This window comes from Enterobacter sp. RHBSTW-00901 (genome assembly GCF_014103115.1).
Classification (GTDB): Bacteria; Pseudomonadota; Gammaproteobacteria; order Enterobacterales; family Enterobacteriaceae; genus Enterobacter; species Enterobacter cloacae_P.
Genome location: NZ_JABXPB010000001.1, coordinates 2,017,029 through 2,031,701 on the forward strand (window position 1 = coordinate 2,017,029; position 14,673 = coordinate 2,031,701).

Consider the following 14,673-nt stretch of genomic DNA (forward strand, 5'->3'; position numbering starts at 1 on the left):
AATCTGCTCGCCCGGCCCTGTTGATATTCCTTATACTTAGCCAGCCCCCGGCTTCGCTGGCGGTATACTTTTAAGATTTTATTCAGATTAACGAGTACGGAAGCAACATCATGAAAATGCGTGCAATAGTGCTGGCCCTGGGTACAACGCTCCTGCAGAGCGGCTGTCAGAATATGGACTCTAACGGTCTGATGACCTCAGGCGCAGAAGCTTTTCAGGCGTATTCCCTGAGCGACGCACAGGTTAAAGCGCTGAGCGACCAGTCCTGTAAAGATATGGATGGAAAAGCCACCATTGCCCCGGACAATAGTACCTACACGCAGCGTCTGAATAAGATTGCGTCCGCTCTGGGCGATAACATCAACGGACAGCCGGTAAACTATAAGGTCTACATGGCGAAGGATGTGAACGCCTTCGCGATGGCAAACGGCTGCATCCGTGTGTATAGCGGGCTGATGGACATGATGAACGACAACGAAGTCGAAGCGGTGATCGGCCATGAAATGGGCCACGTTGCACTGGGCCACGTGAAGAAAGGAATGCAGGTTGCGCTGGGCACTAACGCGATCCGCGCGGCGGCAGCCTCTGCTGGTGGGATCGTAGGCAGCCTTTCCCAGTCTCAGCTTGGCGACGTCGGTGAAAAACTGGTCAACTCCCAGTTCTCCCAACGCCAGGAATCTGAAGCGGATGACTACTCTTACGATTTGTTGCGCAAACGCGGGATTAACCCATCAGGTTTAGCCACCAGCTTCGAGAAACTGGCAAAGCAGGAAGCAGGACGCCAAAGCTCCATGTTTGACGACCACCCAGCCTCAGAAGAGCGTGCGCAACATATTCGCGATCGCATGGCCGCTGACGGAATCAAATAATGTAAAAGGAGGCATATTTGCCTCCTTTTTTATAGACGAAAGTCGGGTGGCGGCTTCGCCCTACCCGGCTGACAACTTACTCGCCTTTTTTCGCGGCCTGGAGGTAAAGCATTTCCAGCCCCAGAGTAGCCGCTGCCAGCGCCGTGATCTCTGACTGATCATAAGCCGGAGCCACTTCCACCACATCCATACCAACGATGTTCAGATCTTTCAGACCACGAACCAGTTTGATGGCGCGATCGGACGTCAGGCCGCCGATCACAGGAGTTCCGGTACCCGGTGCAAACGCCGGATCCAGGCAGTCAATGTCGAAGGTCAGGTACACAGGCATATCACCGACGATCTGCTTAACCTGAGCCAGAATATCGTCCACGCCGCGATCGTTCACCTGGCCTGCATCCAGTACGGTAAAACCGTTGTCTTTGTCGAATTCTGTACGGATACCAATCTGTACTGAATGGTTTGGATCGATCAGGCCTTCGTTCGGTGCGGTAAAGAACATCGTACCGTGGTCAAATTCACAGCCGTTCGCGTAAGTGTCGGTATGCGCATCAAAGTGTACCAACGCCATTTTACCGAAGTGTTTGGCGTGGGCGCGCAACAGCGGCAGAGTGACAAAGTGGTCACCACCGAAAGAGAGCATACGCTTACCTGCTGCCAGCAGTTTCTCGGCATGGGCCTGCAGTTTTTCGCTCATGTCACGCGCATCACCAAACGCGTAAACCAGGTCACCACAGTCCACTACGTTCAGACGTTCACGCATGTCGAAGTTCCACGGGAAGCGGTTATGCTCCCAGGCCAGGTTAGTCGACACCTGGCGGATCGCTGCCGGGCCATGACGGCCACCGGCACGGCCGGAGGTTGCCATGTCAAACGGAACACCAGTGATCACCCAGTCAGCATTGCTGTCGTATGGCTGGAAGTTCATCGGGAGACGTAAAAAACCAAACGCGTTAGATACCAGAGAGTTATCGTACTGATGACCTAAAGTGCTCATGTCCTGACCTCTTTTAAAGTCGATACATTAAAAACAGATGAAAAAAAATCCCCTCCGCGTCGTTAAACCCGACGAGGAAGGGATTGATTCGTAAATCGCTAATTGGGACGAATTATCGCCGTTAATTCATACGGGTTCAAGTGAGTATAGGGGATTGTGCGGTCTTTGCCCCTCACCCTAACCCTCTCCCCAGAGGGGAGAGGGAAAAGGAATTACTCATCTTCCAGGTAGGTGTAACCGTACAGACCCGCTTCAAACTCTTCCAGGAACTGCTGCTGCAGGGCATCGTCCAGACCGGTGTTTTTCACCTGGTCGCGGAACTGGGTCAGAAGAGTTTTCGGATCCAGCTGCACGTATTCCAGCATGTCTGCCACGGTGTCCCCTTCGTCGGACAACTCCACTTCCACGCTGCCGTCAGGGAAGACAAACACATCAACCGCTTCGGTATCCCCGAACAGGTTGTGCATGTTACCGAGGATCTCCTGGTACGCGCCGACCATAAAGAAGCCCAACATTGGCGGGTTCTCCGGGTCATATTCCGGCATTGGCATGGTCGTTGCGATGCCGTCACCATCAACGTAGTGGTCGATAGCACCGTCGGAGTCACAGGTGATGTCCAGCAACACCGCACGACGTTCCGGAGCATGGTTCAACCCTTCCAGCGGCAGTACCGGGAACAGCTGGTCGATACCCCAGGCATCCGGCATCGACTGGAACAGCGAGAAGTTGACGTAAATCTTATCCGCCATACGTTCCTGCAGCTCGTCGATAATCGGACGGTGTGCCCGGTTGCTCGGGTCGAGCTGCTTCTGCACTTCATGGCACATGTTCAGATAAAGCTGCTCTGCCCACGCGCGCTCCTGCAGGCTGAAGGTGCCTGAGGAATAACCGACGTGAATGTCATGCAGATCCATCTGGCTGTCATGCAGCCATTCGCGCAGAGAACGACGCGTACCCGGCTCGTGCATCTCCTGCCAGGTTTCCCACATGCTTTGCAGCGCGCGCGGGGCATCGTCTGCCGGAGGTGTGGCTGCGGTATTTTCGCTACGCTCAACGCCGATGATGTTAGAAACCAGCACTGTATGGTGCGCGGTCACCGCGCGACCGGATTCAGTGATCACCGTTGGGTGCGGCAGGCCGTTTTCTTCACAGGCATCACCAATCGCCCAGATGATGTTATTGGCATACTCGTTCAGGCCGTAGTTGACGGAGCAGTCAGACTGCGAGCGCGTGCCTTCATAGTCCACGCCCAGGCCACCGCCCACGTCGAAGCACTGAATGTTGACACCCAGCTTGTGCAGCTCAACGTAGAAACGGGCCGACTCACGCACGCCAGTAGCGATATCGCGAATATTGGCCATCTGTGAACCGAGGTGGAAGTGCAGCAACTGAATGCTGTCCAGACGACCACGCTCACGCAGAATTTCTACCAGTTGCAGCACCTGGTTTGCCGCGAGGCCGAATTTAGATTTTTCGCCACCGGAGGACTGCCATTTACCGGAACCCTGCGACGCCAGACGCGCACGCACACCGAGGCGCGGTACCACGTTCAGACGCTCGGCCTCTTCCAGCACGATAGCAATCTCGGTCATCTTCTCGATAACCAGATAGACCTTGTGTCCCATCTTCTCGCCAATCAGCGCCAGACGAATGTATTCACGGTCTTTATAACCGTTACAGACGATCACTGACCGGGTCATGCCCGCGTGCGCCAGAACGGCCATCAGTTCCGCTTTCGAACCTGCTTCCAGGCCCAGCGGTTCGCCGGAGTGGATCAGGGATTCAATCACGCGGCGATGCTGGTTCACCTTGATGGGGTAAACCAGGAAATAGTCGCCTTTATAACCGTAAGATTCACGTGCGCGTTTGAACGCGGCGTTAATCGAACGCAGGCGGTGTTGCAGGATCTGCGGGAAGCAGAACAGTGCAGGTAAACGCTGGCCCTGCGCTTCGCGTGCTTTCACCAGTCTGGCGAGATCCACGCGCGCTTCAGGAACGTCTGGATCCGGGCAAACACTGATGTGGCCCAGTTCGTTGACGTCGTAGTAGTTATTGCCCCACCAGGCAATATTGTAAGTGCGCAGCATCTTGCTGGCTTCCTGGGAGTTCATCGCAACCTCCTGCATAGAACGTAGTACACCCTGTTCGCCTGCTGACGAAGGCGAAACCGAAGACATGTCGTCAGACATAGCGAACCTCAACTCTTTGTATTAAGTGTAAAACAGTTGACTACTATCGCAGCGTTACACGGCGATAACAACCCATAAACGGCCCTGTCTCCCAGCAGAGTATGCTGAAATTCAGACCGTGCGACCGGTTTCTTATTCATATCATTGTAAAACACGTATCCGAACTCTGTATGACAAGGTTCGGCGAAACCACGAGAAAACTCTTGTATTAACAAGAGCGCCCTTGTTCAGTTTTCACAAGGCGTGACCAGCCCTGGGATCCTGAGAAGCGCCGAGATGGGTATAACATCGGCAGGTTTGCAGACTAGATTTGCGGGTTGCGGGAATCAAATACGCGCCAGAACGGCTGCGCTGAATTAGCGGAAAACGATGGTTCATTATCTCGTATCACCTCCACGGCCGCTCCTGCTGAAACGGACCACAAGCCAAAGCTAATAGTTCACTGCTTAACCCGGCTGGAAGTGGCGACACGATGAGTTCATCGAGCGCTTTTTTATATGAGCCGCGCGCCGCGTTTTATACCGAGAAGGTAGCCAAAATGCAAAAGATAAATGCGCGCGTTGCCAGCGCCGTCAGGAAAAATTTCCACCAGAGAATTCAACGCAGTGAGAGGTTAGTCAAAAAAAACTGGAAATAGGGCGAAGAAGTGACCTAAAATAGCCATCCAGATGTTAATCCATCCATACCGATTAACACTCAGACTGCCAGTGTCAAAAAGCAACCGGCCTTGGTAGAATACTCTCCTTTGGCTATTCCACACAGCAGTTCGAGCTAACCAAATTCTCCTTAGGTGAAATAAAACATGGCAAAACACCTGTTTACGTCCGAGTCCGTATCAGAAGGACATCCTGATAAAATTGCTGACCAAATCTCCGATGCGGTGCTGGATGCGATCCTGACCCAGGATCCAAAAGCGCGCGTAGCGTGTGAAACCTATGTCAAAACCGGCATGGTTCTGGTTGGCGGTGAAATCACCACCAGCGCATGGGTTGATATCGAAGAGATCACCCGTAACACGGTTCGTGAGATCGGTTATGTACATTCTGATATGGGCTTTGATGCCAACTCTTGCGCCGTACTGAGCGCAATTGGCAAACAGTCTCCGGACATCAACCAGGGCGTTGACCGTGCCGATCCACTGGAACAGGGTGCGGGCGACCAGGGCCTGATGTTCGGCTATGCAACCAACGAAACCGACGTGCTGATGCCAGCACCTGTCACCTACGCGCACCGTCTGATGCAGCGTCAGGCCGAAGTACGTAAAAATGGCACCCTGCCGTGGCTGCGTCCGGATGCCAAAAGCCAGGTGACCTTCCAGTACGACGAAGGCAAAATCGCCGGCATTGATGCCGTGGTTCTGTCCACTCAGCATTCTGAAGAGATTGATCAGAAATCCCTGCAGGAAGCCGTGATGGAAGAGATCATCAAACCGGTTCTGCCAGCAGAGTGGCTGAGTGCGTCCACCAAATACTTCATCAACCCAACCGGACGCTTTGTTATCGGCGGGCCAATGGGTGACTGCGGTCTGACCGGTCGTAAAATCATCGTTGATACCTACGGCGGCATGGCACGTCACGGTGGTGGTGCATTCTCCGGTAAAGATCCGTCTAAAGTTGACCGTTCTGCTGCGTATGCTGCACGCTATGTTGCGAAAAACATCGTTGCTGCGGGTCTGGCTGACCGTTGTGAGATCCAGGTTTCTTACGCCATCGGCGTGGCTGAACCGACTTCCATCATGGTTGAAACTTTCGGTACTGAAAAAGTGCCTTCCGAGCAGCTGACTCTGCTGGTACGTGAGTTCTTCGACCTGCGCCCATATGGCCTGATTCAGATGCTGGATCTGCTGCACCCAATCTACAAAGAAACCGCTGCATACGGTCACTTTGGTCGTGAACATTTCCCGTGGGAAAAAACCGACAAAGCCGCTCAGTTGCGTGAAGCTGCCGGTCTGAAATAACCGACTGCCATCTGCATTTGAAAAGGCCAGCCTTAGCGCTGGCCTTTTGCATTTTTGCACGCAACGTTGCCCAGTGCTGCTTCGCTTGCGCAAAACCTGCGGGTTCTGCCGTTTTGTAGACCTGGTCAGGTGTAGCCGCCACCCGGCAAAATGCATGACCTCAACTGAAACCGATTACACCATAATAAATAAGCATCTACTTCATCCTCTCCCCTTTCAGCAACGCCACCTCACCCATCGTTACATTTAATTTGAGTTAAGTCTGAAATAAGCTCAAGAGGGATGCGTGTAAGCTTTTTTATCTCTATATTTTCAATATGTTAATTTCATTTACATCAACACATCAATGTAACCGATTACACTAATGTGATTTGCATCTCATATTTTTACGGTTCACTCACCTACCCTTTGCATTGATAAAACTGATAACCCAACTGGAGGGCATAATGCCTGACAATAAAAAACAGGGGCGTACGTCCAACAAGGCGATGACATTCTTCGTCTGCTTCCTCGCCGCCCTGGCTGGATTACTCTTTGGTCTGGATATCGGCGTGATTGCCGGTGCATTACCTTTCATCGCCGATGAGTTTCAGATAAGCGCACACACTCAGGAATGGGTGGTGAGCTCCATGATGTTCGGTGCGGCGGTCGGTGCTATCGGCAGTGGCTGGCTCTCCTTCAAACTGGGCCGCAAAAAGAGCCTGATGATTGGTGCCATTCTGTTCGTTGCCGGTTCACTGTTCTCTGCTGCGGCACCCAACGTTGAAGTACTGCTGGTGTCTCGCGTATTACTCGGTCTGGCCGTCGGTGTTGCGTCTTATACCGCTCCGCTTTACCTCTCCGAAATCGCGCCGGAGAAAATCCGCGGCAGTATGATTTCGATGTATCAACTGATGATCACCATCGGGATCCTGGGGGCTTATCTTTCCGATACCGCTTTCAGCTACAGCGGCGCATGGCGCTGGATGCTCGGCGTCATCATCATCCCTGCCATTCTGCTGTTGATTGGCGTGTTCTTCCTGCCAGACAGTCCGCGCTGGTTTGCCGCGAAGCGTCGCTTCGTGGATGCCGAACGCGTGCTGCTGCGCCTGCGTGATACCCGTGCAGAAGCAAAAAACGAGCTGGAAGAGATCCGCGAAAGCCTGAAGGTCAAACAGTCTGGCTGGGCACTGTTCAAAGAGAACAGCAACTTCCGCCGTGCGGTGTTCCTGGGCGTGTTGCTGCAGGTGATGCAGCAGTTCACCGGGATGAACGTCATCATGTACTACGCACCAAAAATCTTTGAACTGGCCGGTTACACCAACACCACAGAGCAGATGTGGGGCACCGTCATTGTGGGACTGACCAACGTACTGGCGACCTTTATCGCCATCGGGCTGGTAGACCGTTGGGGCCGTAAACCGACACTCACGCTGGGCTTCCTGGTCATGGCCGTTGGTATGGGCGTACTCGGCACCATGATGCATGTAGGCATTCACTCACCAGGCGCACAGTACTTTGCCGTGGCCATGCTGCTGATCTTTATCGTTGGTTTTGCGATGAGCGCCGGCCCACTGATTTGGGTGTTGTGCTCTGAGATCCAGCCGCTGAAAGGGCGTGATTTCGGTATCACCTGCTCTACCGCAACCAACTGGATTGCCAACATGATTGTCGGCGCAACATTCCTGACCATGCTCAACAGCCTGGGTAATGCCAACACCTTCTGGGTTTACTCCGGTCTGAACCTGTTCTTTATTATTCTGACCGTCTGGCTGGTTCCAGAAACCAAACACGTGTCGCTGGAACACATTGAACGTAACCTGATGAAAGGTCGTCCGCTGCGCGAGATTGGCGCGCACGACTAATCCTCTGACGGGAGGTGCCCCTTGCACCTCCCCGCTTCGCGTTTTATGCTCTGCCCTTATGAAAGCTCCCCGTCTCCCTATCGCCATTCAACAAGCCGTTATGCGCAGCCTGCGGGAAAAACTCGCCCAGGCAAACCTGAAGCTTGGCCGAACTTATCCAGAACCTAAACTGGTCTATCAGCAGCGCGGCACAGCTGCCGGTACGGCCTGGCTGGAATCCTATGAAATCCGCCTGAACCCGGTATTGATGCTGGAAAACCAACAGGCGTTTATCGACGAGGTTGTTCCACACGAACTGGCACATCTGTTGGTATGGAAACACTTTGGCCGCGTGGCACCGCACGGTAAAGAGTGGAAGTGGATGATGGAGGCGGTGCTCGGCGTTCCGGCGAGCAGAACCCATCAGTTCGAGCTGGAATCGGTGCGCCGCAATACCTTCCCCTACCGCTGCCAGTGCCAGCAACATCAGCTGACCGTTCGCCGTCATAACCGGGTGGTGCGCGGCGAGGCGACCTACCGCTGTGTTAAATGCGGAGAACCGCTGGTTGCGGAATAATCAACTGAACTATCAAGAACTTTCCTGACCAGACTGATTGCATACGGGAACAACATTCGTTACGTTGCGGGCTCGTTTTGACACGGAGTGTAAGATGTCCCGTAATTTCTCTTTCGCGGTCGCCTTTCTGACGACGGCATTCTCCGGCCATGCTCTGGCCGACGGTATCAACAGTTTCTCTCAGGCCAAAACCGCAGGCGTTAAGGTTAACGCTGACGTGCCGGGCGATTTCTACTGCGGCTGTAAAATTAACTGGCAGGGCAAAAAAGGGGTCGTTGATCTCGAGTCCTGCGGTTATAAAGTTCGCAAAAATGAGAACCGCGCCAGCCGAATCGAATGGGAACACGTGGTTCCGGCATGGCAGTTTGGTCACCAGCGTCAGTGCTGGCAGGACGGTGGCCGTAAAAACTGTGCCAAAGATCCAGTATACCGCCAGATGGAAAGCGATATGCACAACCTGCAACCGGCGGTTGGCGAAGTAAATGGCGATCGCGGCAATTTTATGTACAGCCAGTGGAACGGGGGCGAAGGACAGTATGGTCAGTGTACCATGAAGGTGGATTTCAAAGAGAAAGTCGCCGAACCGCCAGCCCGCGCACGGGGCAGCATTGCCCGCACCTATTTCTATATGCGCGACCGTTACGAGCTCACTATTTCCCGCCAGCAAACGCAGCTATTTAATGCCTGGGACAAGCAGTATCCGGTGACGGAGTGGGAATGCCAACGCGACGAACGCATCGCCAAAGTACAGGGGAATCATAACCCTTATGTCCAGCGGGCTTGCCAGGCGCAAAAGAGCTAACCTACACTAGCGGCAATTCGCTTACATCGTATTACACACGGAATTTCTGACTATGCGCATTCCTCGCATCTACCACCCTGAACTGATTACCGCAGGCCGCGAAATCGCCCTGTCTGATGAAGCCGCTAACCATGTAGGCCGCGTTCTGCGTATGGGTGCAGGCCAGGCGATTCAGCTGTTTGATGGCTCCAATCAGGTTTTCGACGCTGAAATTACGCGTGCCGATAAAAAAAGCGTGCACGTGAACATACTGCGTGGCGAAGTCGATGATCGTGAATCCCCCCTTCACATTCATCTGGGCCAGGTGATGTCGCGCGGTGAGAAGATGGAATTCACGATTCAGAAATCCATTGAACTGGGTGTAAGCCTCATTACGCCACTTTTTTCTGAACGTTGTGGCGTTAAACTGGATGCGGAACGTCTGAACAAAAAGATCCAGCAGTGGCAGAAAATTGCCATTGCGGCCTGTGAGCAGAGCGGCCGCAACCGTATTCCGGAGATCCGCCCGGCGATGGATCTGGAGGACTGGTGTGCTGAAGAGGAACCCGGGCTGAAGCTCAATCTTCACCCGCGCGCCAGTGCCAGCATCAATACGCTACCGTTGCCCGTTGAACGTGTACGCCTGCTGATTGGCCCGGAAGGTGGTCTGTCAGCTGACGAAATTGCCATGACGGCACGTTATGCGTTTACTGATATTCTGTTGGGACCTCGCGTTCTGCGCACTGAGACAACGGCACTCACCGCCATTACCGCGCTACAGGTACGGTTTGGCGATCTGGGTTGAAGCAAAGCCTGACCCATTAACGGAGAAGAACATGATCAAGCTCGGCATCGTGATGGATCCCATCGCAAACATTAACATCAAGAAAGATTCCAGCTTCGCTATGCTGCTGGAAGCGCAGCGTCGCGGCTATGAACTTCACTATATGGAGATGAACGATCTCTACCTGATCAACGGTGAAGCCCGCGCACGCACTCGCATCGTTAACGTCGAGCAGAACTACGACAAATGGTATGAATTTGGTACCGAGCAGGATATCGCGCTTGCCGACCTCAATGTTGTCCTGATGCGTAAAGATCCGCCGTTCGACACCGAATACATCTACTGCACCTATATCCTTGAACGTGCAGAAGAGAAAGGAACGTTGATCGTTAACAAACCGCAAAGCCTGCGCGACTGTAACGAGAAGCTCTACACCGCATGGTTCTCTGACCTGACGCCTGAAACGCTGGTGACTCGCAACAAGGCACAGCTGAAAGCATTCTGGCAGAAGCACGGCGATATCATTATGAAACCGCTGGACGGTATGGGCGGCGCGTCGATTTTCCGCGTGAAAGAGAGCGATCCGAACATCGGGGTGATTGCCGAAACGCTGACCGGGCTGGGTACACGTTATTGCATGGCACAAAACTATCTGCCAGCCATTAAAGACGGTGACAAACGCGTTCTGGTCGTGGATGGCGAGCCGGTACCTTATTGTCTGGCGCGTATCCCTCAGGGTGGCGAAACCCGTGGTAACCTGGCGGCCGGTGGCCGTGGCGAACCGCGTCCATTAACCGAAAGCGACTGGGAAATTGCCCGCCGCGTGGGCCCTACCCTGAAAGCCAAAGGCTTGATCTTTGTCGGCCTGGATATCATCGGCGATCGTCTGACTGAAGTGAACGTCACCAGTCCAACCTGTATTCGTGAAATCGAAGCGGAGTTCCCGGTCTCGATCACCGGAATGCTGATGGACGCCATCGAAAAACGTTTACAGAATTAACTTCCCAATGAGTGACAGCGTTATCGTTTCTACGCATACTGGACGCTGTCGCTTTTTAAACCAGGAAACAGAACCTCTGACAATGAATTTACAGCATCACTTTCTTATTGCCATGCCTGCTCTCCAGGATCCCATTTTCCGTCGCTCCGTAGTTTATATCTGTGAATACAATGAAGACGGCGCGATGGGTATTATCATCAACAAGCCTCTGGAAAACCTGCAGGTTGAAGGGATTCTGGAAAAGCTGAAAATCGAAGCTGAAGAGCGTTTACCGGAAATCCGTCTTGATAAACCGGTGATGCTGGGCGGGCCACTCGCAGAGGATCGTGGTTTTATCCTGCATACGCCTCCGGCGTTCTCTTCCAGTATTCGTATCTCTGATAACACCGTTATCACGACGTCTCGCGACGTACTCGAAACACTGGGCACCGCGAATCAGCCTTCTGAAGTGCTGGTTGCCCTGGGCTATTCCTCATGGGAAAAAGGCCAGCTCGAACAAGAGATCCTGGATAATGCCTGGCTCACGGCCCCTGCCGATATGAACATCCTGTTTAAAACGCCTATCGCCGAACGCTGGCGCGAGGCAGCGAAACTGATTGGCATTGATATTCTGACCATGCCTGGCGTAGCGGGGCACGCATAATGAGCGGAACACTGCTTGCCTTTGATTTTGGCACGAAGAGTATCGGCGTCGCCGTTGGTCAACGCATCACCGGCACCGCCCGCCCACTCACGGCACTAAAAGCCAACGACGGCACACCAGACTGGACGCTGATAGAGCGCCTGCTCAAAGAGTGGCAGCCGGACGACGTAATCGTTGGATTACCGCTGAATATGGATGGCACCGAACAGCCGCTCACCGCCCGTGCGCGAAAGTTTGCCAATAAAATCCACGGCCGCTTTGGCGTGTCAGTTAAACTGCACGACGAACGACTGAGCACTGTAGAAGCACGCGCAGGCCTGTTTGAACACGGTGGTTTCAGGGCGCTTAATAAAGGCAGCATTGACTCGGCCTCCGCCGTTATTATCCTCGAAAGCTATTTCGAACAGGGTTACTGACCCTCTTCAGACGGATACCGGACGGTAGCCCATTGGCGGCTACCCGACTTCGGCGTCATAACAACCGCCCCTGCGCCCGCCGCTCGGCCAGGCTCTGCTCAAAATTCTGCATACCTGCCTGTTGACCGGTTTGAATGATGCCGGGCAATTGCCACGTTTTCCCTTCGCGGATGAGATTTGCCGCCGCCGATGTGTTCACCAGCAGCTCATAAAGTGCCACACGCCCGCCCTGCGCATCCTGACGGAGTTTTTGTGCCAGTACAGCCCGCAGGCTGCCTGCCAGCTGATTGCGTACTGGCTCTTTCTCCCGGGCCGGGAAGGTATCCACGCCGCTCGATGGCCTGCGATGCACCACGCGTATGCAGCGTTGCCAGCACCAGATGCCCGGTCTCTGCAGCCGTCAGCGCCAGACGGATCGTTTCGCTGTCACGCAATTCACCCAACAGGATCACATCCGGATCTTCACGTAATGCACTGCGTAGTGCTTCGGCAAATGACGGACTGTGCTTACCTATCTCCCGTTGATGGATCAGACAGCGCTCGCTTTGGTAAATAAGCTCCACCGGATCTTCGAGTGTCAGAATGTGCCCGTCAGTATGATGATTGAGAAAATCCACCATCGCTGCGAGGGTGGTAGATTTTCCGCTTCCGGTCGCGCCCGTCACCAGAATCAACCCATTGTCATTGGACAACAGTTCCGGGATCGCTCTCGGCGCGCCCAGTGAGGCAAGTTGTGGACAGGCAAGCGGCAGCAACCGCAGCGTTAGCGAGATACCTTTCATGTGGGTAAATGCGCTCCCGCGCAGACGCTGATTTCCCGCAAGCGTGACGGCAAAATCCACCTGTCCGTTCGCCCACCACACCCCCTGCAGCTCATCGCTAAGCCAGGTTTTTAATAAGGCTTCAACGTCAGGAGAAGAAAATGGTGCGGGTTCAAGGTAACCTAACCTGCGCCAGCGCGGTGGCGAATCACTGCACAGGTGTAGATCGGAGACATTATGCTTTACACTAAGGGCCACGATTTCTTCCAATACCATACAACTCTCCTCGGAAAATGAACGACATTGCGCATAACCTGGCACAGGTCCGGGACAAAATCTCAGCCGCTGCAACACGTTGCGGCCGTGCTTCAGAAGAAATTACGTTACTTGCAGTCAGCAAAACTAAGCCTGCGAGCGCCATCGCAGAAGCCATTGCCGCTGGCCATCGTGCGTTTGGTGAAAACTACGTGCAGGAAGGCGTGGATAAAATTCGCCACTTCCAGGAGCAGGGAAATACCGGTCTGCAATGGCACTTTATTGGCCCATTGCAGTCGAACAAAAGCCGTCTGGTAGCAGAGCACTTCGACTGGTGCCATACCATTGACCGTCTGCGTATTGCCACACGGCTGAACGAACAGCGTCCAGCGGAATTACCTGCTCTAAACGTGCTGATTCAGGTCAACATCAGTGACGAAAACAGCAAATCCGGTATTGCGCTGAGCGAACTGGATGCGCTGGCGGCAGACGTGGCGGCGCTGCCACGTTTAACCCTGCGTGGTTTAATGGCAATTCCGGCACCTGAGTCAAGTTATGAAAGGCAGTTTGCCGTGGCACAGCAAATGGCTGTAGCATTTGAGGCGCTTAAAGCGCGCTATGCGACGGTAGACACACTGTCTCTGGGCATGTCGGATGATATGGAAGCCGCAATCGCGGCAGGCAGCACGATGGTGCGCATCGGCACGGCAATTTTCGGTGCGCGCGACTACACCAAATAATAAGGAAACCTGAGGAACGCCATGAAGACGTTGACATTCCTGCTCTCAACGGTCCTTGAGCTGTATACGATGGCGCTTTTGCTGCGCGTCTGGATGCAGTGGGCTCGTTGTGATTTTTACAATCCGTTCTCACAGTTTGTCGTGAAAATCACGCAACCTGTTGTAGGACCACTGCGTCGCATTATTCCGGCAATGGGTCCTGTTGATAGCTCGTCTCTGTTGGTGGCATTTATTCTGAGCGTTATCAAAGCGATCGTGCTGTTTATGGTCATCACCTTCCAGCCGATTATCTGGATCGCCGCCGTCCTGATTCTGGTTAAAACCGTCGGGTCGCTGATTTTCTGGGTGCTGCTGGTCATGGCGCTGATGAGCTGGGTTAGCCAGGGTCGTAGCCCGGTGGAATACGCGCTGATCCAGTTAGCTGAACCACTGCTGCGCCCGATTCGTAGCCTGCTCCCGTCAATGGGCGGTATCGACTTCTCGCCGATGATCCTCGTACTGCTGTTGTACGTCGTCAATATGGGGATCGCTGAGCTGTTACAGTCCACTGGCGATATGTTACTGCCGGGGCTGTGGATGGCGTTATGAGTGCAGTAAGCACCTGCGCCGACGGGCTGGTTTTACGGCTGTATATTCAGCCGAAAGCCAGCCGCGACAGTATTGTTGGATTGCATGGCGACGAATTAAAAGTCGCCATCACTGCCCCACCGGTTGATGGCCAGGCGAATGCACATCTGACCAAATATCTGGCAAAACAGTTTCGCGTCGCCAAAAGCCAGGTCATCATTGAAAAAGGTGAACTTGGGCGGCATAAACAGGTAAAAATCCTCAACCCGCAATCCATCCCGACGGAAGTCGCGGCTCTGACAGAACAGGACTAA

Annotated in this window: 16 protein-coding genes and 1 pseudogene; 12 read left to right on the top strand and 5 right to left on the bottom strand. The window is 53.8% G+C overall.

The features are described from left to right. Positions 1-110: 110 nt before the first annotated feature. Entirely contained in the window at positions 111-869 is a 759-nt protein-coding gene (gene loiP / locus HV318_RS09655; RefSeq protein WP_182272576.1) for a metalloprotease LoiP, read from the top strand. A gap of 76 nt (positions 870-945) precedes the next feature. On the opposite strand, the gene speB is transcribed toward loiP, so the two are convergent. The 4 genes from speB to yqgG form a co-directional block, all read right to left on the bottom strand. Continuing rightward, positions 946-1,866, bottom strand: a complete 921-nt coding sequence (gene speB / locus HV318_RS09660) for an agmatinase (protein ID WP_104950152.1) — start codon at positions 1,864-1,866, stop codon at positions 946-948. A 212-nt stretch (positions 1,867-2,078) separates the two neighbouring features. Beyond that, positions 2,079-4,055 carry a biosynthetic arginine decarboxylase gene (speA, locus tag HV318_RS09665; protein WP_182272577.1) on the bottom strand — a complete coding sequence of 659 codons (1,977 nt, stop codon included), beginning with the start codon at positions 4,053-4,055 and terminating at the stop codon, positions 2,079-2,081. An 8-nt stretch (positions 4,056-4,063) separates the two neighbouring features. After that, the gene (gene yqgB / locus HV318_RS09670; protein WP_182272578.1) at positions 4,064-4,195 is read right to left on the bottom strand and encodes an acid stress response protein YqgB; all 132 of its coding nucleotides are present in this window, start codon (positions 4,193-4,195) and stop codon (positions 4,064-4,066) included. Positions 4,196-4,289: 94 nt separating this feature from the next. Continuing rightward, complete coding sequence (gene yqgG / locus HV318_RS24510; protein ID WP_419195703.1) at positions 4,290-4,433, bottom strand: small protein YqgG; 144 nt, start codon at positions 4,431-4,433, stop codon at positions 4,290-4,292. A gap of 424 nt (positions 4,434-4,857) precedes the next feature. On the opposite strand from yqgG, the gene metK reads away from it, so the two are divergent. The 8 genes from metK (at position 4,858) to ruvX (ending at position 12,036) form a co-directional block, all read left to right on the top strand. Then, positions 4,858-6,012 carry a methionine adenosyltransferase gene (gene metK, locus HV318_RS09680; protein ID WP_182272580.1) on the top strand — a complete coding sequence of 385 codons (1,155 nt, stop codon included), beginning with the start codon at positions 4,858-4,860 and terminating at the stop codon, positions 6,010-6,012. 446 nt (positions 6,013-6,458) lie between these two features. After that, positions 6,459-7,856, top strand: a complete 1,398-nt coding sequence (gene galP, locus HV318_RS09685) for a galactose/proton symporter (RefSeq protein WP_182272581.1) — start codon at positions 6,459-6,461, stop codon at positions 7,854-7,856. Between the two features lie 58 nt (positions 7,857-7,914). Further along, positions 7,915-8,412 carry a SprT family zinc-dependent metalloprotease gene (locus tag HV318_RS09690; protein WP_182272582.1) on the top strand — a complete coding sequence of 166 codons (498 nt, stop codon included), beginning with the start codon at positions 7,915-7,917 and terminating at the stop codon, positions 8,410-8,412. 94 nt (positions 8,413-8,506) lie between these two features. Next, entirely contained in the window at positions 8,507-9,214 is a 708-nt protein-coding gene (gene endA, locus HV318_RS09695) for a deoxyribonuclease I (RefSeq protein WP_182272583.1), read from the top strand. A gap of 52 nt (positions 9,215-9,266) precedes the next feature. After that, positions 9,267-9,998, top strand: a complete 732-nt coding sequence (rsmE, locus tag HV318_RS09700; RefSeq protein WP_182272584.1) for a 16S rRNA (uracil(1498)-N(3))-methyltransferase — start codon at positions 9,267-9,269, stop codon at positions 9,996-9,998. A gap of 31 nt (positions 9,999-10,029) precedes the next feature. After that, positions 10,030-10,977 (top strand): glutathione synthase, encoded by a 948-nt coding sequence (gene gshB / locus HV318_RS09705; protein ID WP_182272585.1) that lies wholly within the window; start codon positions 10,030-10,032, stop codon positions 10,975-10,977. An 82-nt stretch (positions 10,978-11,059) separates the two neighbouring features. After that, positions 11,060-11,620, top strand: coding sequence for a YqgE/AlgH family protein (locus tag HV318_RS09710; RefSeq protein ID WP_182272586.1), 561 nt, complete (start codon positions 11,060-11,062; stop codon positions 11,618-11,620). Further along, the gene (gene ruvX, locus HV318_RS09715) at positions 11,620-12,036 is read left to right on the top strand and encodes a Holliday junction resolvase RuvX (protein ID WP_182272587.1); all 417 of its coding nucleotides are present in this window, start codon (positions 11,620-11,622) and stop codon (positions 12,034-12,036) included. Before HV318_RS09710 ends, ruvX begins: the two co-directional genes overlap by 1 nt. Positions 12,037-12,091: 55 nt before the next feature. Here the strand turns inward: ruvX and HV318_RS09720 are convergent. After that, positions 12,092-13,073: pseudogene (locus tag HV318_RS09720) on the bottom strand (PilT/PilU family type 4a pilus ATPase). A 17-nt stretch (positions 13,074-13,090) separates the two neighbouring features. Between HV318_RS09720 and HV318_RS09725 the strand changes: the two are divergent. From HV318_RS09725 to yggU, 3 genes are read left to right on the top strand one after another with little or no spacing between them, the layout of a single operon-like run. After that, complete coding sequence (locus tag HV318_RS09725) at positions 13,091-13,792, top strand: YggS family pyridoxal phosphate-dependent enzyme (RefSeq protein ID WP_182272588.1); 702 nt, start codon at positions 13,091-13,093, stop codon at positions 13,790-13,792. 21 nt (positions 13,793-13,813) lie between these two features. Then, positions 13,814-14,380, top strand: coding sequence for a YggT family protein (locus HV318_RS09730; RefSeq protein ID WP_182272589.1), 567 nt, complete (start codon positions 13,814-13,816; stop codon positions 14,378-14,380). Beyond that, positions 14,377-14,673 carry a DUF167 family protein YggU gene (gene yggU, locus HV318_RS09735; RefSeq protein ID WP_014885193.1) on the top strand — a complete coding sequence of 99 codons (297 nt, stop codon included), beginning with the start codon at positions 14,377-14,379 and terminating at the stop codon, positions 14,671-14,673. Before HV318_RS09730 ends, yggU begins: the two co-directional genes overlap by 4 nt.

Coding starts and splice junctions, on each gene's coding strand:
- HV318_RS09690 (WP_182272582.1), top strand. CDS start 7,915: ATGAAAGCTCCCCGTCTCCCTATCGCCATTCAACAAGCCGTTATGCGC.
- metK (WP_182272580.1), top strand. CDS start 4,858: ATGGCAAAACACCTGTTTACGTCCGAGTCCGTATCAGAAGGACATCCT.
- yqgG (WP_419195703.1), bottom strand. CDS start 4,433: ATGAACCATCGTTTTCCGCTAATTCAGCGCAGCCGTTCTGGCGCGTAT.
- loiP (WP_182272576.1), top strand. CDS start 111: ATGAAAATGCGTGCAATAGTGCTGGCCCTGGGTACAACGCTCCTGCAG.
- rsmE (WP_182272584.1), top strand. CDS start 9,267: ATGCGCATTCCTCGCATCTACCACCCTGAACTGATTACCGCAGGCCGC.
- speB (WP_104950152.1), bottom strand. CDS start 1,866: ATGAGCACTTTAGGTCATCAGTACGATAACTCTCTGGTATCTAACGCG.
- yqgB (WP_182272578.1), bottom strand. CDS start 4,195: ATGAATAAGAAACCGGTCGCACGGTCTGAATTTCAGCATACTCTGCTG.
- yggU (WP_014885193.1), top strand. CDS start 14,377: ATGAGTGCAGTAAGCACCTGCGCCGACGGGCTGGTTTTACGGCTGTAT.
- ruvX (WP_182272587.1), top strand. CDS start 11,620: ATGAGCGGAACACTGCTTGCCTTTGATTTTGGCACGAAGAGTATCGGC.
- HV318_RS09730 (WP_182272589.1), top strand. CDS start 13,814: ATGAAGACGTTGACATTCCTGCTCTCAACGGTCCTTGAGCTGTATACG.
- HV318_RS09725 (WP_182272588.1), top strand. CDS start 13,091: ATGAACGACATTGCGCATAACCTGGCACAGGTCCGGGACAAAATCTCA.
- gshB (WP_182272585.1), top strand. CDS start 10,030: ATGATCAAGCTCGGCATCGTGATGGATCCCATCGCAAACATTAACATC.
- endA (WP_182272583.1), top strand. CDS start 8,507: ATGTCCCGTAATTTCTCTTTCGCGGTCGCCTTTCTGACGACGGCATTC.
- galP (WP_182272581.1), top strand. CDS start 6,459: ATGCCTGACAATAAAAAACAGGGGCGTACGTCCAACAAGGCGATGACA.
- HV318_RS09710 (WP_182272586.1), top strand. CDS start 11,060: ATGAATTTACAGCATCACTTTCTTATTGCCATGCCTGCTCTCCAGGAT.
- speA (WP_182272577.1), bottom strand. CDS start 4,055: ATGTCTGACGACATGTCTTCGGTTTCGCCTTCGTCAGCAGGCGAACAG.